Raw genomic sequence first — 23,909 nt, forward strand, 5'->3', positions numbered from 1 at the left:
CGTACGCCCGGGAAGCGCGACCGCTCCCCGGGCGTGACCTTACGTCAGGCCAGGGCCGAGCAGACGGTGTCGATCAGCAGGCGGGTGACGACGTACGGGTCGCAGTTGGCGTTCGGGCGGCGGTCCTCGATGTAGCCCTTGCCGTCCTTCTCGACCTGCCACGGGATGCGCACCGAGGCGCCGCGGTCGGAGACGCCGTAGCTGTACTCGCTCCACGGGGCGGTCTCGTGCATGCCGGTCAGCCGGTGCTGGATGTCGGCCCCGTAGCCGGCGATGTGCTCCTCCACCTTGCCGTCCTTGCCGAGCGACTCGGCCGCGGTGATGATCGCGTCGTAGTTCGAGCGCATCGCGTTGGTGGAGAAGTTGGTGTGCGCGCCGGCGCCGTTCCAGTCGCCCTTGACCGGCTTGGGGTCGAGGGTCGCGCTGACCCCGAAGTCCTCGGCGATGCGGTAGAGCAGCCAGCGGGCCATCCACAGCTCGTCGGCCACCAGCGGGGCGGCCACCGCGCCGATCTGGAACTCCCACTGGCCGGGCATGACCTCGGCGTTGATGCCGGACAGGTGCAGGCCGGCCTCGAGGCACAGGTCCATGTGCTTCTCGACGATGTCGCGGCCGAAGACCTCGTCGGCGCCGACGCCGCAGTAGTAGCCGCCCTGCGGGGCCGGGAAGCCGCCGCCGATGGGGAAGCCGAGCGGGCGGCCCTCCTGGAAGAACGTGTACTCCTGCTCGATGCCGAAGATCGGCTCCTGGTCGGCGAACTTCGCGGCCACCTCGGCGCAGGCGAACCGGGTGTTGGTCGGGTGCGGGGTGCCGTCGATCAGCATGACCTCGCACAGGACCAGCTTGTGGTCGCCGCCGCGGATCGGGTCGGGGGTGACGAAGACCGGCTTGAGCACGCAGTCCGACTTGTCGCCGGGCGCCTGGTTGGTGCTGGAGCCGTCGAAGCCCCAGATCGGCAGCTCCGCGCCGTCCTCGACGATCTTCGTCTTGGACCTGAGCTTGGCGGTCGGCTCGGTGCCGTCGATCCAGATGTACTCAGCCTTGAACGGCATCAAAAAGCTCCTAGAAGAACACGAGGGGAACGATCGGCGATGCTACCGAGCGAAGATCATCGGGAGCGTGTTCCGACGGTGAGAGGATCACCACCGTCCGCGTTAACCGCGCGGAAATAAATCGCGTATCGCAGCTTCCGGCCGGTTGCGGGGGTTTCGGCGAATTTCGCCCCGTTAAGTGATCACCGTTCTACCGTGAGGCGATCGGTTCGGGTGCGAAGGGAACGTACGATGCCTGATCGCGGTGGTTTCGCGACCACGATTGAGCGCAAGCCGCTGACGGCGTATTTCGCCGATCGGAGCCTGCTGGCCAAGACCATCGCCGCCGCGGTCTGCATGGCGGTCGTGGCCGTCGTCGTCACCATCGTGTCCATCAACCGGATGGCCACCCTGGGCGACGATCTCAAGATCATGAAGGCCCAGCACGTGGACAGCCTGCAGGAGGTGGCCAACATCCGCGGCGGGCTGGCCGAGATGTTCCGGGGCATGGTGCTGGTCTCCAGCGCGACGACTGATGCCGGCCGGGCCGCGGGCCGGCAGTCCATCGAGGCCGCGGACGAGGTCACCGACACCGCGATCAAGGGCTACACCGCCATCACCGCCGGCTCGGCCGCCCGGACCGAGGTGCTCGACGAGTTCACCGACGCGCTCGGGCACTACCGGGCCCTGCGCGACTACGCGTTCTTCCGGACCCCGATCCCGTCGAAGTACGAGACGCCGGCGCCGGCCGATCTGCTGAAGGCGTTCAACGACACCGAGACCGTCATGGCCACCGACATCAAGAAGCTGCAGGCGGCCGAGGACACCGAGTCGGACGCGATGGCCACCGCGGGTGAGGCCGCCTACAAAAAGGCCCGGACCGTCACCCTGACCGGCCTGGGCATCGGGCTGCTGCTCGCCCTGCTGGTCTGCGTCGGCGTCATCCGCCTGATCCGGCCCCAGCTGGCCACGGTCTCGCGCGCGCTGGAGGCAGTGGCCGAGGGCGACCTCACGGTCCCGGCCGACGTGCGCTCCCGCGACGAGCTGGGGGCCATGGCGTACGCGGTCAACCGCGCCCGCGACGGGCTGCGCACCACGGTCGACGCCCTCAACCACGGCGCGGCCACCCTCGGCGAGGGCACCCAGCGGCTCGCGGCCATCAGCAACCAGCTCGCCGAGGGCGCCAGCGCCGCCGCCGACCAGGCCAACATCGCCGCCGCGGGCGCCGGGGACGTCTCGACCAGCGTGCAGTCGGTGGCCGCGGGCAGCGAGCAGATGGGCGTGTCGATCCGCGAGATCGCCGAGAACGCCAACAACGCGGCCCAGGTCGCCTCGCGCGCGGTCGGCGTCGCCCAGAACACCAACGACACGGTGGCCAAGCTCGGCACGTCGTCCGAGGAGATCGGCAACGTGGTCAAGGTGATCACGCAGATCGCCGAGCAGACCAACCTGCTGGCCCTCAACGCGACGATCGAGGCGGCCCGGGCGGGCGAGGCCGGCAAGGGCTTCGCCGTGGTCGCGACCGAGGTCAAGGACCTGGCCCAGGAGACCGCCAAGGCCACCGAGGACATCTCCCGCCGGGTCGAGGCCATCCAGGAGGACACCTCGAGCGCGGTCGACGCGATCGGCGAGATCTCCCGGATCATCTCCGAGATCAACGACTACCAGGTCACCATCGCCTCGGCGGTCGAGGAGCAGACGGCCACCACCAACGAGATGAGCCGCAGCATCGGCGACGCCGCCGGCGGCAGCTCCAGCATCGCCGGCAACATCAACATCGTCGCCGACGCGGTGCAGGCCCAGACCAGCGCGCTGGCCGAGGCTGACGCGTCGGTCAACGAGCTGTCCCGGGTCTCCGACGAGCTGCGGTCGGTGGTGGCCCGCTTCCGGATCTGAGCGGCTCGCTCAGAGCGGTTGCATCTGCTCCCGCAGCTTCGTGAGGTCGTGGTGGTGCGCCTTGACGATCGGGGCCGACGCCTTGGCCAGCTGCACCACGCGCGGGTCGGTGCCCTCCTTGACCTCGGTCTCGCCGTTGTTCATGGCGACCTGATGACCGACGAGCTGGGTGAGGACGTAGAGCAGGTCGAAGCGGGCCGTCTCGAAGCTCTCGTACTGCCCGAGGCGGCGGCGCTGGTCGGCGGTGATCCCCTTCGGCAGGGCCACGCCGGCCCGGCGGGCGACCGCGGTGAGGTCGGCGTCCATCGCGGTGTGGTCGCGGATCAGCCGGGCGGCCAGCGCCTTCACCTCGTCCGAGGTGGCCCGGCGCTGCGCGATCCGCGCTCCGGCGATCTCGGCCACGTGCGACTGATGAGCCGTACGCAGGAAGGTGCGGTCCTGCTTGCTGGGGCGGGCCACCTCGCTCAACTGGTAGGCCGCCCCACTCGGCTGGGCCGGCTGGGTGGCGGCCGCGCTCGCAGGCAGGACCGGCTGGATGGCGGCCGCGCTCGCGGGCAGGGCAGGGGTCATCAGGGTGCCAGCCACCGCGAGCGCGGTCACAGACTTGAGCATTACGTTCTTCTCGGGCTTGATCATGCTTCCGATTTTCCCGTTTTGCGGGTGTTCATGTGGCCGGAAATAGCTCGCTCGCCGGAACCGTTGGCAGCTTCGTGAAGAAGAAGATCGGATTCTTGTCGTTCGGCCACTGGCGCGACGCCGCCGGATCGCAGACCCGCACCGGCGCCGACGCCCTGCTGCAGACCATCGAACTGGCCGAGGCGGCCGAACAACTCGGCGTCGACGGCGCCTTCGTCCGCGTGCACCACTTCGAGCGCCAGCTGGCCTCGCCGTTCCCGCTGCTGGCGGCCATCGGCGCCCGCACCTCGAAGATCGAGATCGGCACCGGCGTGATCGACATGCGCTACGAGAACCCGCTCTACATGGCCGAGGAGGCCGCCGCGGCCGACCTGATCAGCGGCGGCCGCCTGCAGCTGGGCGTCTCGCGCGGATCCCCGGAGACGGCGCTCAACGGCGCCCACAACTTCGGCTACATCCCGCCCGAGGGCACCACCGCGGCCGACCTGGCCCGCTCCAAGACCGAGTTCTTCCTCGAGGCCGTCTCCGGCGAGGCCGTGGCCCGCACGGACCCGGCCCGCACCGGCGGGATCAGCGGCGGCCTGGCCATCCAGCCCCAGTCCCCCGGCCTGCGCGACCGCATCTGGTGGGGCGCCGGCACCCGGGCCACGGCCCAGTGGGCGGCCGAGCTCGGCGTCAACCTGCAGAGCTCCACCCTGCTCTCGGAGGACACCGGCGTGCCGTTCGACCAGCTGCAGGCCGAGCAGATCCAGCTCTACCGCGACGCCTGGGACAAGGCCGGCCACACCCGCACGCCACGCGTGTCCATCTCCCGCAGCGTCCTGCCGATCACCGAGGACATCGACCGCGTCTACTTCGGCACCCAGGACCAGGGCGACCAGGTCGGCTTGCTCGAGGGGGTCCGGTCCCGCTTCGGCCGGACGTACGCGGGTGAGCCCGACCGCATCGCCGCCGAGCTCGCCGCCGACGCCGCCGTCCAGGCCGCCGACACCATCCTGTTCACCGTCCCCAACCAGCTGGGCGTCGCCTACAACGCCCGCATCCTGGAGACCATCACCAAGCACATCGCCCCCGCCATCGGCTGGACCCCGGCCTGACCACCCGGCCGTACCGCCCAGCCCCGCCGACCGCCCAGCCCCGCCCAACCGCCCGGCCCCCCACCGGACCGCCCAGCCCCACCTAACCGCCCGGTCCTCGCCCGACCGCCCAGCCCCCGCCGTGCCGCCCAGCCCCGTCCGACCGCCCAGGCCCCGCTGGGCCGCCCAGGCGGGGCTTTTATTACGCGATTACATTGTTACAGCGGTCTATGGTGGAGGCATGACGGTCGAGTACATCCGCTACCGCATTCCCGGTGACCCGGACGCATTCGAAAGTGCCTACGCCCGCGCGGCCGGTTTGCTGGCCCAGGCCCCGCAGTGCGTCGACTACGAGCTGAGCCGCTGCACCGACGACCCCACGGCGTACATCCTCCGCATCACCTGGACCTCGGCCCGCGACCACCTGGAGGGCTTCCGCGGCGGCGACCTGTTCCCCGCTTTCCTGGCCGCGATCCGCCCGTACGTGGACGCCATCGACGAGATGCGCCACTACGAGGCCACCCCCGTCCGCGGCCCCGGCGGCGCCACCCCCACCCTTTACGAGTGGGCCGGCGGCACCGAGGCTTTCGAGCGCCTCACCGAGCGTTTCTACGAGAAGGTCACCGCCGACGATCTGATCGGCCCCCTCTTCGCCCACATGGACAAGGACCATCCCCGCTACGTCGCCATGTGGCTGTCCGAGGTCTTCGGCGGCCCCACCCGCTACACCACCGACCGCGGCGGCTACCCCCATATGCTCTCCCACCACCTGGGCAAGGCCATCACCGAACCGCAGCGCCGCCGCTGGGTCACCCTTCTCACCGACGCCGCCGACGAGGTGTCCCTCCCCGGCGACCCCGAGTTCCGCGCCGCCTTCATGTCCTACATCGAGTGGGGCACCCGCCTGGCCGTAGCCAACTCCCAGCCCGGTGCCACCCCACCCGAACGGGCCCCCACCCCGCGCTGGGGCTGGGGCGTCGCTCCGCCCTACCTGGGCTGAACCCCGTTTGCCCGGGGGCGACGGTTGCAACCGGTACCTGGGTACAGGCTTACCGTCATGGCATGACCACTACGGGAGAACAGGAGTGGGTGCCCGAGGCGTGCACCCTGCCGGTCGTCGAGCGGCCGCTGCGGCGGGCCGAGTTCGATGACTTGTTCGCCACCGCGTTGCGCGGCCAGCAGCGCTTGTCGACCACGGCGCTGCGCTGGGACCTCGATCCGGCCTACGAGGCGACAGCCCGGGACCTGACTGCGCGGGAGAGCGATTGCTGCTCGTTCTTCACCTTCGGCTTCGTCCCGGGGGGCGTGGCGCTGCGGCTCGAGGTCACGGTGCCGGCGGCCCACGCCGCGGTTCTGGACGCGTTGCAGCTGCGGGCCGCTGACCGGATGCGTTCGTGAGCGGGCTGCGCAGCGGTCAGGTCGCGGATGCGGCCGGCGTCAACCGGCAGACCCTGCGGTACTACGAGCGCCGTGGCCTGCTGCCCGAGCCGGAGCGCAGTCTCGGTGGGCACCGGCTCTACCCGGCCGAGACGGTCACCGTGCTGAAAGTGATCAAAGCGGCCCAGCGGCTCGGGTTCACCCTCGACGAGGTCGCCGACCTGCTGGCCAGCGGAGGGCACCGGCACGGCCGCCCGGACGCCGGGCTGCGGGAACGGGCGACGGCCAAGCTGGCCGAGGTGGAGGCGAAGATCGCCGACCTCCAGGTCATCGCGGCGACGCTGCGCGCGGCCGTCGCCGCCGGCTGCGACGACCTGGTGGTCTGCGCCGCCCAGCAGTGCTGCCCCATCCCGTTCGCCACCATCCCGACAGGAGCACCCGACGCCGGCCCTCGCTGACCGTGCTCGCCACTGCTGTCCTCCGGCCCGGCCGGCGCCGCCTGCTGCGCGATCCCGAGGCGGCACGCAGTGGACCTGGGTAGTCACGGCCCGAAGCTCATCGGCGGGCAGGTTGCCGAGCACGACCACTGTCCGGCCGCTGCTGTCGTTCGTCCGGGCCGCCTCGGTCAGCGCCGAGCAGCGGGTGGGACGCGATCCGCCGTTGCTCAGGGCCCGCTGACCAGGGTGGACAGGGTGCGGGGCCAGAGGTCGGCGGGGTGGGGACCGGGTCGGAAGCCGTACGCCTCGGCCATGGCGGCGGCGTCGGCGAAGCCGTGGGCGACGGCGTCGGGCAGGTGGGCGTCGCTGCCGAAGCTGACCGCGTCGCCGCCGGCGTCGCGCCACCAGCCGAGGATGGTGGCGTGCAGGGGCAGGCGGGTGTTGATCTCCAGGGCGCGGCCGGAGCGGGCGGTCTCCCGCAGCGCGTGCCGGAACTCGTCCTCGAACTCGGCCGGGTCGAATCGGCCGGGCCAGAACCGGACCGGGTAGTCGATGTGCGCCACCACGCTGAACGGCAAGCTCGTGGCAACCATGTCGGCCACCCCGGCCAGGTATTCGCGCATCACCTCGGCCGGATCGCGATGCTCGAAGACCCCCCACGGCTCGGCGAACCTGTCGCCGTCGGTCACGACATGCGAGGAGCCGAGCACCCGGTCGAAGCGCCCCGTGGCCAGCACCTCCCCGAACGCGGCGACATGCCGGTGCGGCTCACCCATCTCCAGCCCGGTGAAGATCCGCAGCTCCGGGAAGCGCTCCCGGCAGCGCTCGACCGCCGCCAGATAACCGGCGGCGTCGAACGGCGGCGGCCGCACCATCCCGTCCGCGTCGCAGAACGTCGTGAAGTACTCCGAGCCGTACGGCCCCTGCAGGTCAGCCCACCACACGGTGTGATCGAAATGCTCGGTGAAGGCGATCCCGGGCAGCCCCAGCGCCACCGCCCGCTCACACGAGCCCTCCATGTCACCGACGGCGGTGTCCCACGACCACTCGGTGTGGACGTGGCTGTCCGGTGGCATCACCATCCCCGCCTCACAGCTCACTCAGAACCGCGACGACCCGCCCCACGATCGTCCCGTCGCCTTCGAAGAACCGCACCACAGTCGCACCACCCGTCATCACGGCGACGATGTCGCCCGGCCCGGCCGTAGCCTGCCGCCGGACCACCGCCAGGTCACCGTCCCGAATACCCGCTTCTTGCATGGCATCACCGCGAACCCGCAGCATGAAATGGCTCCCCTCGCCGACCACCGCCCGCGGCAGGGCGAGCGCGCCGTCCGGACCCCGGGGCCAGGTCAGCTCGCCACCCACATCCTCACCCGCCACGAGCGGCCGGCCGCGCTCGTCTCCCCGCTCGCCGCGAAGCGGACGGTCGATCGGCCGGCCGCGCTCGTCCGCTCGGCCGGCGGAAAGCGGGTGGTCGATCGGCCGGCCGCGGTCGGCCGCTCGGCCGGCGGAAAGCGGACGGTCGATCAGCCCGCCGCGCTCGTCCCACCGGTCGGCCAGGAGCGGACGCCCGGCGCGGCGCCGGAGATGGCCCTTCCGCTCCAGCTGCCGCAGCTGATACGCCACGCTGGACGACGACGTGAGCCCGACCGCGTCACCGATCTCCCGGATCGTCGGCGGATACCCATGGCGGCCCGTCCACTCCCGCAGGAAGCTGAGAATCCGCCGCTGCCGCGCGCTCAGATCCTCATCGCCGACAAACTGCGCCGGAATCACAGAATCCTCCCCTCCCGGCCACCCGATCCCACTCCGCGGGCCCCTGCCTCACCGTTCGGCGCTCGAGCGTCCACACTAATGCGCAATCCGCCGGCATCCCGGCCCGTCCCGCCGGCATCGACCGCCGTTCCTGATTCCCTGACACCACCCCGGCCCTCCCCGAGCCCGTCCGTCCCCGCGCTCAGCCCGCGACCACCCGGGCCCGAGCCCGGCCCGCCGCCGGGGCCCGCACCGGACCGGTACACACCCGGCCTCGCCGCGGAACCCCGCTCGTGAACGTCCGGGGCCGGCTCACGGACCACGGCGCGGACGTCGGCAGCCGGCCCGCGGACCGCGGCACGAGCGCTCCCGGCCGACTCGCGGGCCGCGGCGCGCGAGTCGGCGGCGGCCAGGCCGGCGCGGAGGGCCTCCTGCTCACCCGGCTTCCACGGGCCCGAGGAGGTCAGCGGGATGTCGGCCAGAAAGCGGCGCTCCGACGAGGGGATCCGGGCGGCGACGAGATCCGGATCGGCGGCGGCCGTCGCACACAACGCGGGGCCGTCCGCGTAGAACGGGTCGATGATCACGACGCGGCCGTCGGCGGCGCGCATGATGTTGGACGGGTTGGTGTCGAGGGGGCCGCACCACGGCAGCTCCCGCCGGGCGCGCTCGTGGACGCGCCCCACGATGGCGGCGAGCTCGGGCGCCCAGGCGAACACGGCGGCCTCCTCCGCCGGGGCCGGCTGAAGGAACTCCATGACCTGCAGATCACCGCCGCCGACGAGGCGCCGGTGGTCGAACAGAACCGGGACCTGGCCCGTACGGGCGGCCTCGCGATAGAGCAGTGCGGTATAGGGCCCGGTCGGGTCGAACGGGCTGATCCGGGCAGCGGCCGACCCGTCCGGGGAGCGCAGCGCGATCGCCCAGTCGCCGGCCCCGCACGGCGTCCAGCCGCCGTCGAGAAGCGCCCGCTCCACCTCCCGATGGTCGCCGCGCACCTCACCAAACGTCATGCCCCGAGGCTAGACCGGGGGTATGACACTTTTGGACGGTCAGCGGCGCCGGGCCGCCCCGATGATGGCGATGACCAGGCCGATCACCACGAGGAGACAGATCACGAGATGCCACGGCTTGATCGCGCCCATCGCGACACCGTACCGGAACGGGACAGGCCCCGATGGCCGTTGTCATCGGGGCCTGCCGGCGGCCCGGGCCGCGCGAGCGTCGGGGGCCTCCCCGCGCGGTGGGTGTGCGGGCCGCTTCGCGTCGCACCTAAGCTGCGAGCGTGACGGAAGCGTCGGAGCGGGCGAGGCGGATCGGACTCCTGACCGACGTGGCGCGGGCCATGGTGGCGAGGGGCGCCGACCCGGATCAGATCGCCGGTGAGCTGCTGCGGCGCAGTGACTCGCCGATCTCGGTGATCAAGGCGGTCAAGGACGCCACCGGCATGACGTTGGGCGACGCCAAGTGGGTTGTGCACCGGAACCTGGCGCCGGAGGTGCGGGCGGCGGCCGAGAACTTGTGGCATGACCTGGTGGATGGGCTCGACGATCAGCTCCGCCGGGAGTAGGCAGCTCGGTCAGCTTTCCCAGGTGGGCTTGTGGGGCTCGTCGTTGTGAACGACGACGTCGGCGTGGTCGGTCGGCCGGGCGGTGGCGAAGTAGAGCTGCTGGGAAGGGATGTAGCGTTCGCGCCAGCGCCGTTCGACGGCCGAGCTGGGCCGGTGGCCTTCCCGGACCACGGCCCGGTCCACCGTCTTAGCCAGATCGATCGACACGAAGATGCTCAGCTCCCAACGGTCGATCAGCTCCGGCCGCAGCAAGAAGACGCCGTCGAAGAGCAGCACCGCGTCGGCGGGCGCGATCGTGACGGGCGGCGACAGCACTGAGTCTGTCGTGTGGTCGTAGACCGCGGTCCGGAATCGCCGGTCGCCACCCGGGCCCAGCGGATCGAGCAGCACTCGGGTCAGCCCGCTGTAGTCGTGAGTGTCGTAGTAGCAGCCCTCGGCCGAGTGTTCGCCACGCCGGTAACGCCGCTCCCGTGGAAACAGGAAGTCGTCGATCGTCGCGCGGACGACGTGACGGCCCCGGGACCGCAGAACGGCGGCCAGCTCGTCGGCGAGCGTGGTCTTGCCCGCGGCGGGCGGTCCGTCGACGGCGACCCGCGCCGGGTGGCCGAGCGCGATGGACCCGACCGCGTCGGCCAGGTCGGCCAGCAGGTCGTCGCGAGTCCCCCACTTCATGTCCGCCCCATCCTGACCCCGAGACCGCCGCCGGGCCGGGCCGACCCTACCCGGCCGCGCCCCGGCCTGGACCCGTGACCGCCGTCGGGCGTACCTGTGCGGCCGCGCCCCGGGCTCATCGAACGGTCTCGGCTGACCCCGCTGCCGGTGTTTCGGCGGGCGCAGTGGATCATGTCGCGGTCAATGCGGAACGCAGGAGGCTTCAGGTGTCCGTCCAAGTCCACATTCCCGCCTCGTACATCACGTCGGGCTGGGGCACGCCGAGCGTCTGCGCCCGTCACGGCGAGCCGGCCGTCGAGCACAAGAAGACGCGCTTCATCTCCCGGGTTCAGGGCTGGGCCTACCTGTTGCTGCTGGCCGGCGCGCTGCCGTTCCTGATCTTCGTCCTGGCCACCCGTAAGACGGTCGAGGCGGCGGCGTGGCCGTTCTGCGCCCGGTGCGCCCGGGACCGCAAGAAGGGGCTCGCCATCGGCCTCGCCCTGCTCGCGGTCGGAGTCGTCGGCATCTTCCTGGCGTCGGCCGTGCCCGACGCGGCGGCCGGCCTGGTGGCGATCGTCGCCGTCGTGGCGCTCGTGGCCGGTTACATCGTCGCCCTCCGCAGCGCCTCCCGCATGCTGGTGGCCGGCGGCCAGGCCGACGAGCGCGGCCAGTTCGTCACCTTCCGCAAGGCCCACGAGGCCTTCGCCGCCCAGGCCACAGCCGCCCTGCACGCCGCGGCGCAGCACCACGCCGCCCAAGCTGCTCAATTCCAAGCCGCGCAAGCCGCCCAGGCCGCGCAGTTCCAAGCTGCCCAGGCCGCGCAGTTCGCCCCGCCTCAGCACTACAGCCAGCACCACCCGCCGCAGGGCTACGTCCAGCCCAGCCCACCGCAGGCCGCCGCCGGTGGTCCCGTGCCCACCGATCCCCCGGTCTGAGGGGACCCGGCGGTCGCACCTGCCCAGGAGCGGCGTCCTCCCCACGCCCCGCGTGCCGCCCGCAGGTTGGCCCACCACTGACGCCCGGTCAGCGGAGCTGCCGTGAGCCGGCCCCACGGCAAAGGCCAGGCGCGAGGCAGATCACGCTACCCGGGCCGTCAGCGGCCCAGCCGCGAAAGCGCCGCGAACAATGGCCGGCCGCCAGGCGGGGGCGAATCACGCTACCGAGCCGTCAGCCGCCCAGCCGGGAAGGCGCGGCGAACAAAGGCCGGCCGCCAGGCGGGGGCGAATGACGCTACCGGGTCGTCAGTGGCACGGCTGTGAAAGCGCGAAGCACGAACGTCGGCCGTTGGACGGGCTCGGCGGTCAGGGCCAGGTGGGGCGCGTGGTCGAGCAGGGCGGTCAGGGCGGCCTGCAGCTCGAGGCGGGCCAGTGGGGCGCCCAGGCAGAAGTGCAGGCCGGCGCCGAAGCCCAGGTGCGGGTTGGGGTGGCGGCCGATGTCGAAGGTGTCGGGGGCGGGGAAGGCGGCCGGGTCGCGGTTGGCGGCGCCGAGCAGGGCGGCGACCTCGGCGCCGGCGGGGATGGTGACGGGGCCGATCTGGACGTCGGCGGCGGCGGTACGGATGAACATGTGCAGCGGTGGGTCGTAGCGGATCATCTCCTCGGCCGCGGTGTCGATCAGGGAGCGGTCGGCTCGGAGCCGGGCCAGTTCGGCGGGGTGGCGCAGCAGGGCCACGACGCCGCCGCCGAGGGCGTTGACCGAGGCCTCGTGGCCGGCGTTGAGGAGCAGGATGGCCGAGGCGACCAGTTCGTCCGAGGAGAGCCCGTCCCGGATGGCGACCAGGTGGCTGATCATGTCGTCCTGCGGGTCGGTGGCGCGCTGGGCGGCGAGCCATCGGAGGTAGTCGGCGAAGGACCGGCACGCCTCGAGGGCGGCCGCCTCGTCCGCCGGGGTGCGCGTGACCTCGTACATCTTGACGATGGCGGCGGACCACGGCCGCAACCACCGCCGGTCCGAGGCGGGGACGCCGAGCAGTTCCGCGATGACCGTGACCGCCAGGGGCTCGGCGACGTCGGCCATCAAGTCGAACTCCTGGCCGGCCTCCAAGAACAATGCGGCGGCGGACGACGCGACGGCGGGGCGGAGGCGGGCGACGTGGCCCCGGGCGAAGGCCGAGGCGACCAGCGAGCGCAGGCGGGTGTGGGCCGGCGGCTCGTTCTCCATCATCTGGTTGCGGTGCAGCAGGTTGAACGGCTCCCACACCGCGGCGGGCGAGCGGTCGGTCCAGAAGCGGCCGAGGCGGCGGTCGCGCAGCACGGCGTTCGCGGTGGCGTGGCTGGCGGCGAGCCAGCGGCCGGTGGGCTCGTGCCAGGACAGCGGGTCCGTTTCCCGCAGCCGGGCCAGGGCCGGGTACGGGTCGCGGATGAAGCCGGGATCCGAGAAGACGATCATGGCGAGGAAACGAAGGCGATCATGGCGGTGGGAACAAGTCGTCGAAGACGGCGGCGCGGTCGAAGGTCATCGCGTAGTCCCGGGCCCGTTTCTCCATGTCCGCCTTCTCGGCCTCCGACAGGTCGAGGACCGCTTGGTCGACCGCCTCGGCCAGCGCCGTGATGTCGCCCGCCTCCACGATGATCGCCGTGTCGCCGACCGCCTCGCCCGTGCCCCCGGTCAGCGTCGTGATGATCGGCCCGCCACCGGCCAGCGCCTTCTCGGCCAGCGCGATCCCGAACGTCTCCACGAAGTCGGGCTCGGGCTTGGTCGGCAGCGCGTACGCCGCGCACCCGCGCATCAGCAACGGCTTCTCCTCGTCCGACACGTCGGTCAGGAAGATGATCTGATCATCCTCCTTGGCCATGGCCTGCACATGTTCAAGGGCCGGCCCGGTGCCCGCCACGACCAGCTTCACCCGCTCCCGCGAGCGCATCTGCCCGTACGCGATGACCAGATCGTAGATCCCCTTGGCCCGGGCCACCCGCGACAGGAACAGCACGTACCCGCCACGCACCAACCCCCGCCGGGTCAGCGCCTCGTCCACCGCCGACTCGGAAACATCCAGATAGGCCGACGAGTCGATCGGCGGATAGCTGACGGTGACCCGAGAACGGCATTGAGCCGCGAACGACGTCCCGCACGACTCGTCCACCTCAGCCGCCGACGCGATGATCTCGTCCCGGGTGTACTCCGAGACCGCCACCACCTCGTCGTTCGCCAGGAACGTGGTGAACAGGACCGTCGCCGCTCCGAAGCGCCCCTCGCGCAGGCACGACCGGATGACGTTGGTGACGTCCGAGCCGACCGCCTTGGCCACCGTGTGCACGTCGACCGGGAAGCCGGCCGCGCGGGCCGCGTCGACCGCGTCCACCACGACCTGCGTGTGCGGCACCAGGTACATCGACAGGCACACGGTCGGCACGCCGTCCGACAGCAGCTCCACCAGGCGCCCGGTCAGCCCGGCCAGGTGCCGCCCGTCCGGCACGCGGTAGTCACCCACGGCCTCCGGCCGTTCCACGGTGATGCCCTCGCTGTACGGCAGCAGCGAGTCGAGCGGCTTGAGCGGCAGACCGGCCTGCTGCAGCACGCCGATGGGCCAGGTCAGCAGCCGTACGTCCGTGAAGCCCCGGGTCAGCGCCACCTCGGCCAGGTTGCGGGCCTCGCCGGAGTGGCCGCAGATCACCGGGTCGGCGCGGACCACGATGACGAGTCGGCGATCGGGCTTGCTCAACGTTCCTCCGGTGGGGACGGGTCGGACAGGGACGGCGGGCGGTTCCCGCGCCCCCAGTTCGCCGGCTCCGGGCCGAGCCGCAGGTGCAGCCGGCCGCCGCGGTGCACGGAGGCGGCGCTCAGGTGGGTGGCGTCCAGGGGCCGGCCGTTGAGGGTGGCCGACTGGACGTACTGGGCCGGCAGTTCCCGTTCGAGGCCGTCGGAGCCGATCGGGTGGTCGCGCAGGCCGCTGGTCTCGATGACGAACTCGCCGCCGGGCATCTGGATCGCGGCGCGCTCGAAGGCGGGCGCGTTGATCAGGAACCGTTGCTGGCCGGCCACCGGGAACAGGCCGATCGAGGCCCACACGTACCAGGCGCTGAGGCCGCCGGAGTCGTCGTTGCCGGGCAGGCCACCCGGTCCGGTGCCGAACTGCCAGGTCAAAGCCGACTGCACAACCTCGGCCGTACGGTCGGGACGCCCCGCCCAGTGATAGGCCCACGGCGCTTCCATGTCGGGCTCGTTGTTCAGCCCCTCGAAGCGGTTGAGCGCGTAGCCGGCCGCCATCTCGGCCGCCGTCGGGCGCTGCCCCGGCTGCTTGACCGGGTCGGCGCCGTAACCGAAGAACTCGTCGAGCTTGCCCAGGAACGCGGCGTCGCCGCCGGCCAGCGCGATCCTGGCCGCCATGTCGTGGACCAGGCGGAACGAGTAGTTCCACTTGCCACCCTCGTAGAACTCCGAGTCCTTCAGCAGCCCGGTCGCCGGGTCGAACGCGTTGACCCAGCCCTTGGCCCGCTCCTGCAGGTCCTCGGCGAGCCGGCGGTCACCCAGCGCGCGGGCCACCCGGGCCGTGCACTGGTAGGCGTAGGCCAGGTCGAGGGTGTGGGTGATCGGGTGGACCACGCCGTGCTCGTAGAAGTCCTCGCCGTACATCCGGCGCAGGTCGTCGACCATGTGCACCAGCGCCCAGGACCAGTCGATCTCGGCCCGGCCCAGCGCCTGGGCGTCGGCGATGGCGGTGTGGGCGAGCGCGCTGGCCTGCCGGAAGAACCGGTCGGCGCCGCGGGCCATCCGGTAGCCGATCGGGAAGTTGCCCTCCTCCTCGCAGACCCGGATGAGCGACTCCAGCAGGTCGGCCGAGCGGTCGGGGGCGATCGCGGCCAGCAGCGGCAGCTGGGTCTTGTAGATGTCCCACATCGTGCAGACGTCGAACGCGTACGGCCCGGAGGTGGGCCAGAACGGGCTCTCGTCATCGGCGAAGCACGGCTTGATCAGCGAGTGGTAGAGCGCCGTCGAGAACACGGTGCGGCGTCCCTGCGTACCGCCGTCGACCTGGACCTTGTCGAGATGCTCGCGCCAGCGCACCCGGGTCGCCGAGCGGACCCGGTTGAACGACGGGCCGTCCTCGCCGCACTCGCGCCGCAGGTTGTCCCGGGCCTGCTCGCCGCCGCGCAGCGAGAAGCCGAGCCGGACCTCGACGGTCTGCCCGGCCCGGGGCTTGCCGCGGAACAGCATGCCGAACGGGCGCAGGTTGGTGTGCCGGATGCTGTCGAAGTCGAGCCGGGTGCCGCCGTCGATGAGCCGCCGGTCGTACCAGAGCATCTGCCGCCAGCCGGGCGCGTCGACCTCGGCGTACACGCTGAGCGGCACACCCTCCATGACCACCGTGCCCTGCGCGCGGCCCAGCCCCATGCTCTCGACCTGGGCCCGCAGCGGGACCGTACGGCCGAGCTCGACCGCGAGCCCACCCATCGACATGTCGATCACGACGCGGGCGCTGCTGCTCTCCGGGAACGTGTAGCGGTGCACGGCGACCTTCTCGCCCACGGTGATCTCGCAGCGGATCCCGGTGTCCAGGGTGGCCGCGTAGTAGCCGGGCGAGGCCTGCTCGTCGGTCAGCTCCCACGACTGCCCGAGCTCGTCGAGCGGCTGCACCATCGGGGTGACCCGCACGTAGTTGTAGTACTTGCGGATCGCGCCGGTGCCCGACTGCTGGAAGTGGGTGAACCCGGAGGCCTGCAGGCGGTCGAACATCTCCTCCGGCACCCCCTCGGTGTTCTTGCTGTAGAGCCCGTACCCGGTCGGGTACGCGCCGGAGTACGCGCAGGCCGAGACCATGCCCAGCGGCGACGTGGCGCCCGGGTGCGTGTTGCCGACCTGCGGTTTCGGCCACCACCAGGTGGCGGCCAGCCCGCGGGGCGGCGCCAGGTCGGTCGCCGCGGTGCCGATGAAGGGATCAACGTTGTCAAGAATGGCGGGACCATACCCATCGCTCTGTTCGGTGGAGGTTTCCGTCCGGTGAACTCCGCCCGAGAAACTGATCAAGGCCCGGCTCGGCCCGATGATCCATACTGTCGCAAATCCGCCTCCCGTTGCCGCTGAGTGCTTTCCGACGTTCGTGCGGCAGCCGTTCCTTGCGGAGCAGCGGGCCCGGTCTGACACGCGGCTGACGCCGCACTGCCGGGTTGACGTTTCACAGCCTCCTGCCCGCCGGGGCGGGTCCTCTGGATGGCTCCACGTCCTGCCACCGGGCCACTCCCGGCGGGATCACATGTCGCCGCGAGGGCGGCGAGGTTACGGGCGGCGTTCACATCCCGATCCAGGACCAGCCCGCAACCGCTACAGATGTAAACACGCTCGGCAAGGGTGAGTTTGGTTGTCACCGCACCACAGGCCGAGCAGGTCTTGCTGGAGGGAAACCAGCGGTCAGCCACCACGAGCCGGCCGCCGGCCCACTGGGTCTTATAGGCCAGCTGACGGCGAATCTCGGCGAATCCGGCATCGGCGATCCGCCGCGCCAACCGCCGGTTTTTCAGCATTCCGCTGACGTTGAGATCCTCCACCACGACCGTCGCGTGCTCACGCGCCAGGCGGGTGGTCAGCTTGTGCAGCCCGTCGCGGCGCAAGTTCGCCACACGGGCATGCGCCTTGCGCAGCCGCGCCGACGCTCGCTGCCACCGCTTCGAGGGCTGCTGCCCAGTGCGCCGGTCTGGGCCTTGCCGACGCGACAGGGCGCGCCCGAGCGCCCCCAGCCGAGCCCCCGCCACGTCCAGGTGCTTGGGATTCGGGATGAGTTCGCCGGTGGAGAGCACGGCGAGATGTTTGATGCCGACATCCACTCCGACCACCGAGTCGCGCTCGGGCCCGGTCCTGGCACGGACCACGCGCTCGACCTCGACGGTGAACGAGACGAACCAGCGCTGCCCCTCACGGCGCACCGTCGCCGACATGATGCGCGCCGTACCCGCCTCCAAACGACGAGCCAACTTCCGCGCAGACTCGTGCAACTTCAGCCGGCCCAGCCGCGGCAACACCACATGCATCCGGTCCGGCTCCACCCGCATCGCCCCGGTCGTAAACCGGATGCTAGGCGCCGAACGGCGCCGGGACTTGAATCGCGGAAACCCGACCCTGCGCCCTGCCCGTACTTCCTTGCAGGAGGCCGACCAATTCTTCAACCCGCGCGCCAAAGCGTCCAGGCCGGTGTTGAACGCCTCCTTCGACACCTGCGGCCACCACGGCGCCACTATCGCCTTCTCGGCGTTCCACGACCGGCGCAACGCCGGCAACGACCAGCCCAACGCCGGCGTCAGCACCTCATCGCCCAGACCATACGAACGTTCCGCAGCCCGCTGATCCATGACAGCCTTCACCCGCGCCAACGCCCAGTTATAGGCCTTACGAGCCGCACCAACATGGGCTAGCACCGCACGCTGCTGGACCGGGGTCAGATCAAGCGCGAACCGATACGCCTGCACCGTCTCCACACCCATCACCCCTCCCAGATCAGACTCATGACCATCCTCGGCCAGGGGTACGACACTTCCGATACCACCCGCTCACCCCAGCGCATCATCGAGCGCTGAAGCACACTCAACCGGCAGCAGTTGTAACTTGACTGTGCCGATACCCGTTCGGGCAGGGGTGTCGGCGGGCCGACTCTGGAAGCATCGTGACGTGGATTCGACCTACTCCCTGGGCATCGATCTCGGCACCACCCAGACCGCGGCGGCGGTCCGGGAGGGCGACGGGCGCATCGACGTCGTACGCCTCGGCACGCGCCGGGCCGAGATCCCGTCCCTGGTCTTCGTGGCCCCCGACGGCGGCCTGCTGATCGGCGAGGCGGCCGAGCGGCGCGGGCAGGCCGAGCCCGACCGGCTGGCCCGCGAGTTCAAGCGGCGCATCGGCGATCCCGTGCCGATCCTGGCCGGGGGCGTGCCGTTCTCGGCCCACGCGCTCACCGCGAAGCTGCTCCGGCACGTGCTCGACACGGTGCTCGCCCAGCGCGGCGCGGCGCCGGCGGCTCTGACGGTGACCCGGCCGGCGAACTGGGGACCCTACAAAAGGGAGCAGTTCGATCAGGCTGTACGGCTGGCTGACGCCGGCCCGGTGCTGTTCCGGAGCGAACCGGAGGCGGCCGCCCTCCGGCACGCGACCGCGCGCCGGATCGGGCCGGGCGAGACGGTCGCGGTGTACGACCTCGGCGGCGGCACGTTCGACGTGGCCGTGCTACGGCGCGAGGGCGACGGGTTCGCGCTGCTCGGGGAGGCCGAGGGGATCGAACAACTCGGCGGGGCCGACTTCGATGAAGCCGTGTTCGCGCACGTGGTCGAGGTGCTCGGGGGCGCGGTCGAGGAGCTCGACACCGACGATCCGGAGGTGGTGACGGCGCTGGCCCGGCTGCGGCGCGACTGCGTCGAGGCCAAGGAGGCGCTGTCGTTCGACACCGAGACGATGATCCCGGTGGCGCTCCCCGGGATCCACCGGCAGGTGCGGCTCAACCGGTCCGAGTTGGAGTCGATGATCGCGCCGGCGCTGGCCGACACGGTCGACGCCACCCGGCGGGCCCTGCGCGGGGCCGGGGTGTCGCCCGGGGAACTCAGCGCGGTCCTACTCGCGGGCGGCTCGTCGCGGATCCCGCTCGTGGGGCAGGTCCTGTCGGACGAGCTCGGGCGACCCGTGGCGGCCGACCCGCACCCGGAGCACAGCGTGGCGCTCGGAGCCGCCCTGGCCGGCGCGCCGTTCGCCGGCGCGCAGCCGGTCCCGCGGCAGGCGGCCGCGCCAGTCACCGCGGCGCCCACTCCGCGCACAAATCCGACAAGTCCGAATGTTCGGTTCTCCCCGGGCGCCGCCTCGGTACCGGGCGCCGCCCCGCTGACCAGCACCCGAGTCTTCGACCCATCGCCCACCGGGTCCGTGCCGAGCGAGACCGCGTCATTCCCCACGGCGCCCACCGAGCCCGTGCCGCACCGGACCGCGTCATTCGCGACGGCCTCGATGCCGCCCGGTCCGAGCGCGCCCGGCGCCAGCGCGCCCGGCTATGGCGGCGTGGCCTTCAACGGGACCGAGTCGCCGAGGAAGAGCCGCCGCGCGCTGGCCGTCACCGGCGCCTTCGTAGCCGCCCTGCTCGCCGCCGGCGCCGGTGTCTTCTTCGTGCTCAACCAGGACGACGACGGCGACAAGAACACCGCGACACCTCCGGCCGGCGCGCCGGCCAAGCTGCAGACCGTCGCCTACCCGACCGACAAGAAGATCCTGGTCCGGGTCGACACCGGGGCCATGTCCGGCTTCCAGCGCACCTCGAAGATCTACTCCTTCCAGCCCGGAGCCGACACACCCCGTACCCTCCTGGCCGGCACCCAGCCCGGCGACGTCCTGCCGAAGTGGTCGCACGACCGCAAGCGAATCGCCCTCACGCACAACACCGCCGGCAGCCCGACGAGCGAGATCTTCGTGATGAACGCCGACGGCTCCGAGCGCCGCAAGCTGATCGGCGGCGTGACCGGCGGCCGGGTCACGTGGTCGGGCGACGACCAAAAGCTGGCCTTCGTCAAGAAGGTCGGCACCGTCAACCAGATCTTCACCGTGCCGGTCGACGGCGGCGCCCCGACGCAGATCACGTTCGCCCGGGACGGCAAGGACGACCCGTTCTGGTCGACCGACGGGAGCACCATCACGTACTGGGTGGAGCGCGGCGGCGTACGGCAGATCTTCGAACTCGACGCGGCCGCTCCGAAGGAGCCCGGCCGTCAGATCACCACGCCCGAGATGGGCGAGACGAACGACCCGGCCCCGTCGCCGGACGGCGAGCGCATCCTTTACACGCGTGAGGTCGACCAGGACAACTCCGACATCTGGATCGTCGACCGGGACGGCTCGAACAACCGGCGCCTGACCACCGACCCGGCCCGCGAGATGGACCCGTCCTGGTCACCCGACGGCTCGTGGTTCGCCCTGGTCCGCGGCCCGTACGAGCGGCCGGCAATCGTCTTGCTCAAGCCCGACGGCACCGGCGAGACGGTGCTGACCAAGCCCGGTCAGCGCGAGGCCCACCCCTGCTGGTTCTGACCGGCCAGCAGACCCTCGCAGGTGCGGGTCACCGCCCGCGCCGCCGTTCGCAGGTCGCGGGCGGAGAGGGGATGCTCGGCGATCCGCTGCCAACGGGCCAGGGCCTCGCGCGCCCGCTCCGCGATCTCCTCGCCGCTTGCTTCCACGGTCAGACCCAGGCGGGCGTACGCCTCGACGCCGCGCCCGCCGATCAGCCGGTCCATCTCGGCGAGCTGGGCGTCCTTGCCCGGCACCCGCCCCGACCGCACCAGGCGCAGCAGCCGCAGCTCGACCAGCTCGTGCGCCCCGGCCCGGATCCGCTCGGCCTCCACCGCCGCCCGCGACCCGGGCGCCACGCACTCGTCGAGCACGGCCAGCGCCGACCGGGCCTTGAGCACCTCGGCCCGCCCGGCGAACTGCGCGGTCAGCACCTCGCGGAGCCGCCCGATCCCGCTCTCCGCGGTCAGGGCCGCGGCCAGCCCCGGCGCGTCGGCCACGGCGCCGTCCTTGATCAGGCGCACGGACACGCGTACGCCGAAGAGCCCCAGCCGCCCCAGGAGCCGCCGCCGATCCTCGCCCGAGGCCGCGAAGCGGTCCGCGGTCAGCAGCAACTCGACCACGTCGTCCATCGGCAGCGCCGCCACCTGGGCCAGAATGCGGAACTCGTCCTCCCGGAGGGTCGCCCCGGCCGCCCCGAGCAGACCCGCCACCGGCACGATCACCGGGCACAGCCGCCGCAGCCGCTCGTCGGCCGCGTACCGCTCGGCGATCCGCCCGGCCGCCACCATCGCGTCGAGCCGGCACCCACCGATCTCGTCGGCCCGCGACAGCACGCCGACCGCGTTGACCGGCGTCCCCTCGCTGATTCCGTCCGCGTGGAACGACTCGAGGAAGCGCACATCGCTGCCGTGCATGTGCCGCAGCAGGTACAGCACGGCATCGGTCTGCGCCGCCCGCTCCCCCTCGGCATCCAGGAACGCCATGGTCCGCAACGACACGTCCGCCGACAGCGAGGCGATCCCCGGCGTGTCGATCAGCGTGTGCCGCCGCAGCCGGCTGCTCGGCACCCGCACCTCGAGCCTCTCGACCTTCTCGGCCTTGCGGCCGAGCGAGACCTCCAGCGCCCCGTTCCGCCGGGTGAAGGGCCGCTCCTCCCTCGAACCATCACTGCCGTACGCGGTCACGCCATACCCCGGCCCGTCCACATACCAGGTGACGACCTTCGTGCACTCCCCCGCGTCCGTGGGCGCCAGCTCCTCCCCCACGAGCGCATTCAGCAGCGTCGACTTCCCGGCCTTGACCCGCCCGGCGATGGCCACCCGCAGCGGCTCGTCCACCCGTCGGCGCGCCGCCACCAGCCGCCCTTGCCCGGTCTCGGCGATCGCCCCATCAAGCAGCGCCCGCACTTGGCCGAGCAGCGTGCTCGCGCTCATGTCTCCACCCGCCCCCATCCGCCACTCACCGGGCCGCCCCACCCACGCCCGACGCGGCCAAGCCGTCGAGTTTGCGGCGCTGGTCGGCCAGCGCCGCCATGCGGGATTGCTTGTCCTGAGTGGACAGCTGCGACGCGCCGCGGACGGCGGCTTCCGTGGCGGTGGCGGAGCGTTCGATGGCGCGGGCGCGGCTGGTGAACTCGTCACGGAGCAGGCGCTGGGTGCGGCGTACCGCCTCGCGGCAGTCGCGGCCCAGGTGGAACCCGACGTCGTCGATGTACTTGCGCAGCTCCGACAGCGCCAGCTGACGGCGCTGCTGGACCTGGCGTTCCTTCTCCATCTTCATCAGGCGGCGGCCGAGCGTCAGGCCCGCGATCAGCCCGAGCGGCGCCGCCCAGGCCACGCTGAACAGCGCGCCGACCGCGCCGAGCAGATAGAAGCCGCCGTACGAGACCCGGGCCGCCGTGAACGCGCCGAGGAACTGCTGCATGCGGGTCTGCTGAAAGCTCACGTCGAGCTCGGCCGCCTTGCCCAGGGCCAGCTCGGGCGCGGGCAGATCGAGCTCGAGCCGGTCGCACTCCAGCCCGAAGCGTTCGGCCACCTCGGCCGCGAGTTGCTCGGTCCGGGCGACCAGCAGCATCAGGTTGTCGGCGGCGGCCGCCGCGGCCTCCCGGGCCGCCCACGCCTGGAAGTCCGGCCAGGTGTCGCGCGGATCCGAGCCGGCCAGCACGTCCTCGCCGTTGCGGATGATCAGCCGGAGCCGTTCGCGCAGGTCGTGGTCGACGTCCGCCGCGAGATCCTGGATGCCGTCGCCCAGCAGGGTCTGCCAGGTGCCGTGGGCCAGTCCCGCGCTGCGGCGGGCCTTCTCCTCGTACCGCTGGACGACCTGCGGCACCCCCCTGATCGCGGCGCCCTCGGCGTCGACGCGTTCGCGCAGCCGCTCGACCACGAACGACAGCTCGGCCTTGGCCGCGGCGATCCGGTCCTGCATGGCCGCCTCGAGGACGTCTCGGCGCAGCAGATCGACCAGGCGCGGGTAGCCCGACTCCTCGTTCAGCGCGGTGTCGTCCCGGGCCTGGGCCCGCGCCCGCAGGAACGACGACACCGGCACGATCGGCAGGTCCAGGCCGGCCCGCTTCAGATGACCGGCGTTGATCTCGGCGATGCGCCGCCACTCCACGTACAGATCGGTCTTGGTCAGGACCACGAAGGTGCGGGGGCAGCGCTCGACCGTACGCCGCAGGAAGTCGACCTCGGGCGCGGTCAGCTCCTGCGCCGCGTCGGTGACCAACAGGGCCGCCCCGGCCGTCGGCAGCAAGGCCAGGGTCACATTGCCCTGGGCCGAATCGAGCCCGCCCACCCCCGGTGTGTCGACGATCGCGAGCCCCGCCCCGAGCAGGCGCCGATCCAGGCGTACCTCCACGGGTCCTTGAAGGTGTTGACCGATCTCCGCCAGCTCGATCGGCGCGCCGTCCGCGAACGCCGCCGGCGGCCGCCCGAAGCGCAGCGTCATCGGCGCCGCGGTGACGATGTCGGCCCCGACCGGGCACACGTCGGTGCGCAGAAGGGCATTGACCAGCGTGCTCTTGCCCTGCTTGAACTCACCGACCACGGCCACGGCGATATCGGCCGTACGCAACTGGGCGGTCGCCCGGTCCACCCGCGCGACCAGGTCATCGGCCCCGCTCCCGGCCGCGAGCGCCCGCGCGCCGGCCAGCTCGGCGAGCACGGTCAACGGCTCTCCTCCGCTCCGCTTCCTCACTCCCAGCGACCGACCGCACGACCCTACACAGTGCCCGCCCCTGGTCGACCCCTCCCCACGGACGGATTTCCGACAAGCGCCCACCCCGGCCGGTGTGCGATGTTGTGCGCCGAAGCACCCCAGACCCTCCGCACGCGCCCCGCGGAACGGCACCCCGCGCGGCGCGTGCGGAGCCCTCACCGGCCCCGCGGCTGTCGTGGTTCCACGGGATGCGTCGCTCTGCGTGATCAGCTTCCGATATTGTCGCCTTTTTGCTCCGTCAGCGGGCATGATTGCGTTACCGTGGGCGTCCCTCCGCAAGCCTGGTCATGACATC

At 71.9% G+C, this 23,909-nt stretch carries 20 protein-coding genes; 8 read left to right on the forward strand and 12 right to left on the reverse strand.

Going from position 1 to position 23,909, the window contains the following annotated elements; genetic code table 11:
• Positions 1-44: 44 nt before the first annotated feature.
• Entirely contained in the window at positions 45-1,052 is a 1,008-nt protein-coding gene (glnII, locus tag AB0J66_RS05400) for a glutamine synthetase (protein ID WP_364655884.1), read from the reverse strand.
• 231 nt (positions 1,053-1,283) lie between these two features.
• On the opposite strand from glnII, the gene AB0J66_RS05405 reads away from it, so the two are divergent.
• Positions 1,284-2,927, forward strand: a complete 1,644-nt coding sequence (locus AB0J66_RS05405; RefSeq protein ID WP_364655885.1) for a methyl-accepting chemotaxis protein — start codon at positions 1,284-1,286, stop codon at positions 2,925-2,927.
• Positions 2,928-2,936: 9 nt separating this feature from the next.
• On the opposite strand, the gene AB0J66_RS05410 is transcribed toward AB0J66_RS05405, so the two are convergent.
• Positions 2,937-3,563, reverse strand: coding sequence for a DUF4142 domain-containing protein (locus AB0J66_RS05410; RefSeq protein ID WP_364655887.1), 627 nt, complete (start codon positions 3,561-3,563; stop codon positions 2,937-2,939).
• 74 nt (positions 3,564-3,637) lie between these two features.
• On the opposite strand from AB0J66_RS05410, the gene AB0J66_RS05415 reads away from it, so the two are divergent.
• The 4 genes from AB0J66_RS05415 (at position 3,638) to AB0J66_RS05430 (ending at position 6,474) form a co-directional block, all read left to right on the forward strand.
• Positions 3,638-4,660 (forward strand): LLM class flavin-dependent oxidoreductase, encoded by a 1,023-nt coding sequence (locus AB0J66_RS05415; RefSeq protein WP_364655889.1) that lies wholly within the window; start codon positions 3,638-3,640, stop codon positions 4,658-4,660.
• Positions 4,661-4,880: 220 nt separating this feature from the next.
• Positions 4,881-5,639 carry an antibiotic biosynthesis monooxygenase gene (locus AB0J66_RS05420; RefSeq protein WP_364655890.1) on the forward strand — a complete coding sequence of 253 codons (759 nt, stop codon included), beginning with the start codon at positions 4,881-4,883 and terminating at the stop codon, positions 5,637-5,639.
• 62 nt (positions 5,640-5,701) lie between these two features.
• Positions 5,702-6,037, forward strand: coding sequence for a hypothetical protein (locus AB0J66_RS05425; protein ID WP_364655892.1), 336 nt, complete (start codon positions 5,702-5,704; stop codon positions 6,035-6,037).
• Positions 6,034-6,474 carry a MerR family transcriptional regulator gene (locus tag AB0J66_RS05430; protein ID WP_364655894.1) on the forward strand — a complete coding sequence of 147 codons (441 nt, stop codon included), beginning with the start codon at positions 6,034-6,036 and terminating at the stop codon, positions 6,472-6,474. Before AB0J66_RS05425 ends, AB0J66_RS05430 begins: the two co-directional genes overlap by 4 nt.
• Before the next feature lie 206 nt (positions 6,475-6,680).
• On the opposite strand, the gene AB0J66_RS05435 is transcribed toward AB0J66_RS05430, so the two are convergent.
• The 3 genes from AB0J66_RS05435 to AB0J66_RS05445 are packed head-to-tail and all read right to left on the reverse strand — an operon-like array spanning position 6,681 to position 9,224.
• Positions 6,681-7,535, reverse strand: coding sequence for a PHP domain-containing protein (locus tag AB0J66_RS05435; RefSeq protein ID WP_364655896.1), 855 nt, complete (start codon positions 7,533-7,535; stop codon positions 6,681-6,683).
• Positions 7,536-7,542: 7 nt separating this feature from the next.
• The gene (locus AB0J66_RS05440) at positions 7,543-8,232 is read right to left on the reverse strand and encodes a S24 family peptidase (protein WP_364655898.1); all 690 of its coding nucleotides are present in this window, start codon (positions 8,230-8,232) and stop codon (positions 7,543-7,545) included.
• A complete protein-coding gene (locus AB0J66_RS05445) occupies positions 8,229-9,224 on the reverse strand; it encodes a hypothetical protein (protein ID WP_364655900.1) in 996 nt (331 codons plus the stop codon). Before AB0J66_RS05445 ends, AB0J66_RS05440 begins: the two co-directional genes overlap by 4 nt.
• A 272-nt stretch (positions 9,225-9,496) precedes the next feature.
• Here AB0J66_RS05445 and AB0J66_RS05450 point away from each other — a divergent pair, with 272 nt between their 5' ends.
• Positions 9,497-9,781 carry a hypothetical protein gene (locus AB0J66_RS05450; RefSeq protein WP_364655902.1) on the forward strand — a complete coding sequence of 95 codons (285 nt, stop codon included), beginning with the start codon at positions 9,497-9,499 and terminating at the stop codon, positions 9,779-9,781.
• Between the two features lie 9 nt (positions 9,782-9,790).
• On the opposite strand, the gene AB0J66_RS05455 is transcribed toward AB0J66_RS05450, so the two are convergent.
• A complete protein-coding gene (locus AB0J66_RS05455; protein WP_364655903.1) occupies positions 9,791-10,453 on the reverse strand; it encodes an AAA family ATPase in 663 nt (220 codons plus the stop codon).
• Positions 10,454-10,659: 206 nt separating this feature from the next.
• Between AB0J66_RS05455 and AB0J66_RS05460 the strand changes: the two genes are divergently transcribed.
• Positions 10,660-11,367, forward strand: a complete 708-nt coding sequence (locus tag AB0J66_RS05460; protein ID WP_364655904.1) for a hypothetical protein — start codon at positions 10,660-10,662, stop codon at positions 11,365-11,367.
• 295 nt (positions 11,368-11,662) lie between these two features.
• On the opposite strand, the gene AB0J66_RS05465 is transcribed toward AB0J66_RS05460, so the two are convergent.
• From AB0J66_RS05465 to tnpB, 4 genes are read right to left on the reverse strand one after another with little or no spacing between them, the layout of a single operon-like run.
• Positions 11,663-12,820: a cytochrome P450 gene (locus AB0J66_RS05465; protein ID WP_364655906.1), complete on the reverse strand. Its 1,158-nt coding sequence runs from the start codon at positions 12,818-12,820 to the stop codon at positions 11,663-11,665.
• A 19-nt stretch (positions 12,821-12,839) separates the two neighbouring features.
• Positions 12,840-14,093 (reverse strand): glycosyltransferase, encoded by a 1,254-nt coding sequence (locus AB0J66_RS05470; protein WP_364655907.1) that lies wholly within the window; start codon positions 14,091-14,093, stop codon positions 12,840-12,842.
• On the reverse strand, positions 14,090-16,396 hold the full coding sequence (locus AB0J66_RS05475; RefSeq protein WP_364655908.1) for a GH92 family glycosyl hydrolase: 2,307 nt from the start codon (positions 16,394-16,396) through the stop codon (positions 14,090-14,092). Before AB0J66_RS05475 ends, AB0J66_RS05470 begins: the two co-directional genes overlap by 4 nt.
• Positions 16,393-17,844, reverse strand: a complete 1,452-nt coding sequence (tnpB, locus tag AB0J66_RS05480) for an IS607 family element RNA-guided endonuclease TnpB (protein WP_364655910.1) — start codon at positions 17,842-17,844, stop codon at positions 16,393-16,395. The genes AB0J66_RS05475 and tnpB overlap by 4 nt, the downstream gene beginning before the upstream one ends.
• 184 nt (positions 17,845-18,028) lie before the next feature.
• Here tnpB and AB0J66_RS05485 point away from each other — a divergent pair, with 184 nt between their 5' ends.
• Positions 18,029-20,419 carry an Hsp70 family protein gene (locus AB0J66_RS05485; RefSeq protein WP_364655911.1) on the forward strand — a complete coding sequence of 797 codons (2,391 nt, stop codon included), beginning with the start codon at positions 18,029-18,031 and terminating at the stop codon, positions 20,417-20,419.
• Here AB0J66_RS05485 and AB0J66_RS05490 read toward each other — a convergent pair.
• Both AB0J66_RS05490 and AB0J66_RS05495 read right to left on the reverse strand, forming a co-directional pair.
• Positions 20,389-21,831: a dynamin family protein gene (locus AB0J66_RS05490; protein WP_364655913.1), complete on the reverse strand. Its 1,443-nt coding sequence runs from the start codon at positions 21,829-21,831 to the stop codon at positions 20,389-20,391. The genes AB0J66_RS05485 and AB0J66_RS05490 overlap by 31 nt on opposite strands.
• A gap of 25 nt (positions 21,832-21,856) precedes the next feature.
• On the reverse strand, positions 21,857-23,560 hold the full coding sequence (locus AB0J66_RS05495) for a dynamin family protein (RefSeq protein WP_364656041.1): 1,704 nt from the start codon (positions 23,558-23,560) through the stop codon (positions 21,857-21,859).
• Positions 23,561-23,909: the final 349 nt, after the last annotated feature.

It is taken from the genome of Actinoplanes sp. NPDC049598 (genome assembly GCF_040675435.1).
GTDB lineage: Bacteria > Actinomycetota > Actinomycetes > Mycobacteriales > Micromonosporaceae > Actinoplanes.

Bases quoted from the DNA above. Each gene is read 5' to 3' on its own strand.
- AB0J66_RS05465 (WP_364655906.1), bottom strand. From the start codon at position 12,820: ATGATCGTCTTCTCGGATCCCGGCTTCATCCGCGACCCGTACCCGGCC.
- tnpB (WP_364655910.1), bottom strand. From the start codon at position 17,844: ATGGGTGTGGAGACGGTGCAGGCGTATCGGTTCGCGCTTGATCTGACC.
- AB0J66_RS05410 (WP_364655887.1), bottom strand. From the start codon at position 3,563: ATGATCAAGCCCGAGAAGAACGTAATGCTCAAGTCTGTGACCGCGCTC.
- AB0J66_RS05435 (WP_364655896.1), bottom strand. From the start codon at position 7,535: ATGGTGATGCCACCGGACAGCCACGTCCACACCGAGTGGTCGTGGGAC.
- glnII (WP_364655884.1), bottom strand. From the start codon at position 1,052: ATGCCGTTCAAGGCTGAGTACATCTGGATCGACGGCACCGAGCCGACC.
- AB0J66_RS05405 (WP_364655885.1), top strand. From the start codon at position 1,284: ATGCCTGATCGCGGTGGTTTCGCGACCACGATTGAGCGCAAGCCGCTG.
- AB0J66_RS05455 (WP_364655903.1), bottom strand. From the start codon at position 10,453: ATGAAGTGGGGGACTCGCGACGACCTGCTGGCCGACCTGGCCGACGCG.
- AB0J66_RS05420 (WP_364655890.1), top strand. From the start codon at position 4,881: ATGACGGTCGAGTACATCCGCTACCGCATTCCCGGTGACCCGGACGCA.
- AB0J66_RS05425 (WP_364655892.1), top strand. From the start codon at position 5,702: ATGACCACTACGGGAGAACAGGAGTGGGTGCCCGAGGCGTGCACCCTG.
- AB0J66_RS05445 (WP_364655900.1), bottom strand. From the start codon at position 9,224: ATGACGTTTGGTGAGGTGCGCGGCGACCATCGGGAGGTGGAGCGGGCG.
- AB0J66_RS05490 (WP_364655913.1), bottom strand. From the start codon at position 21,831: ATGAGCGCGAGCACGCTGCTCGGCCAAGTGCGGGCGCTGCTTGATGGG.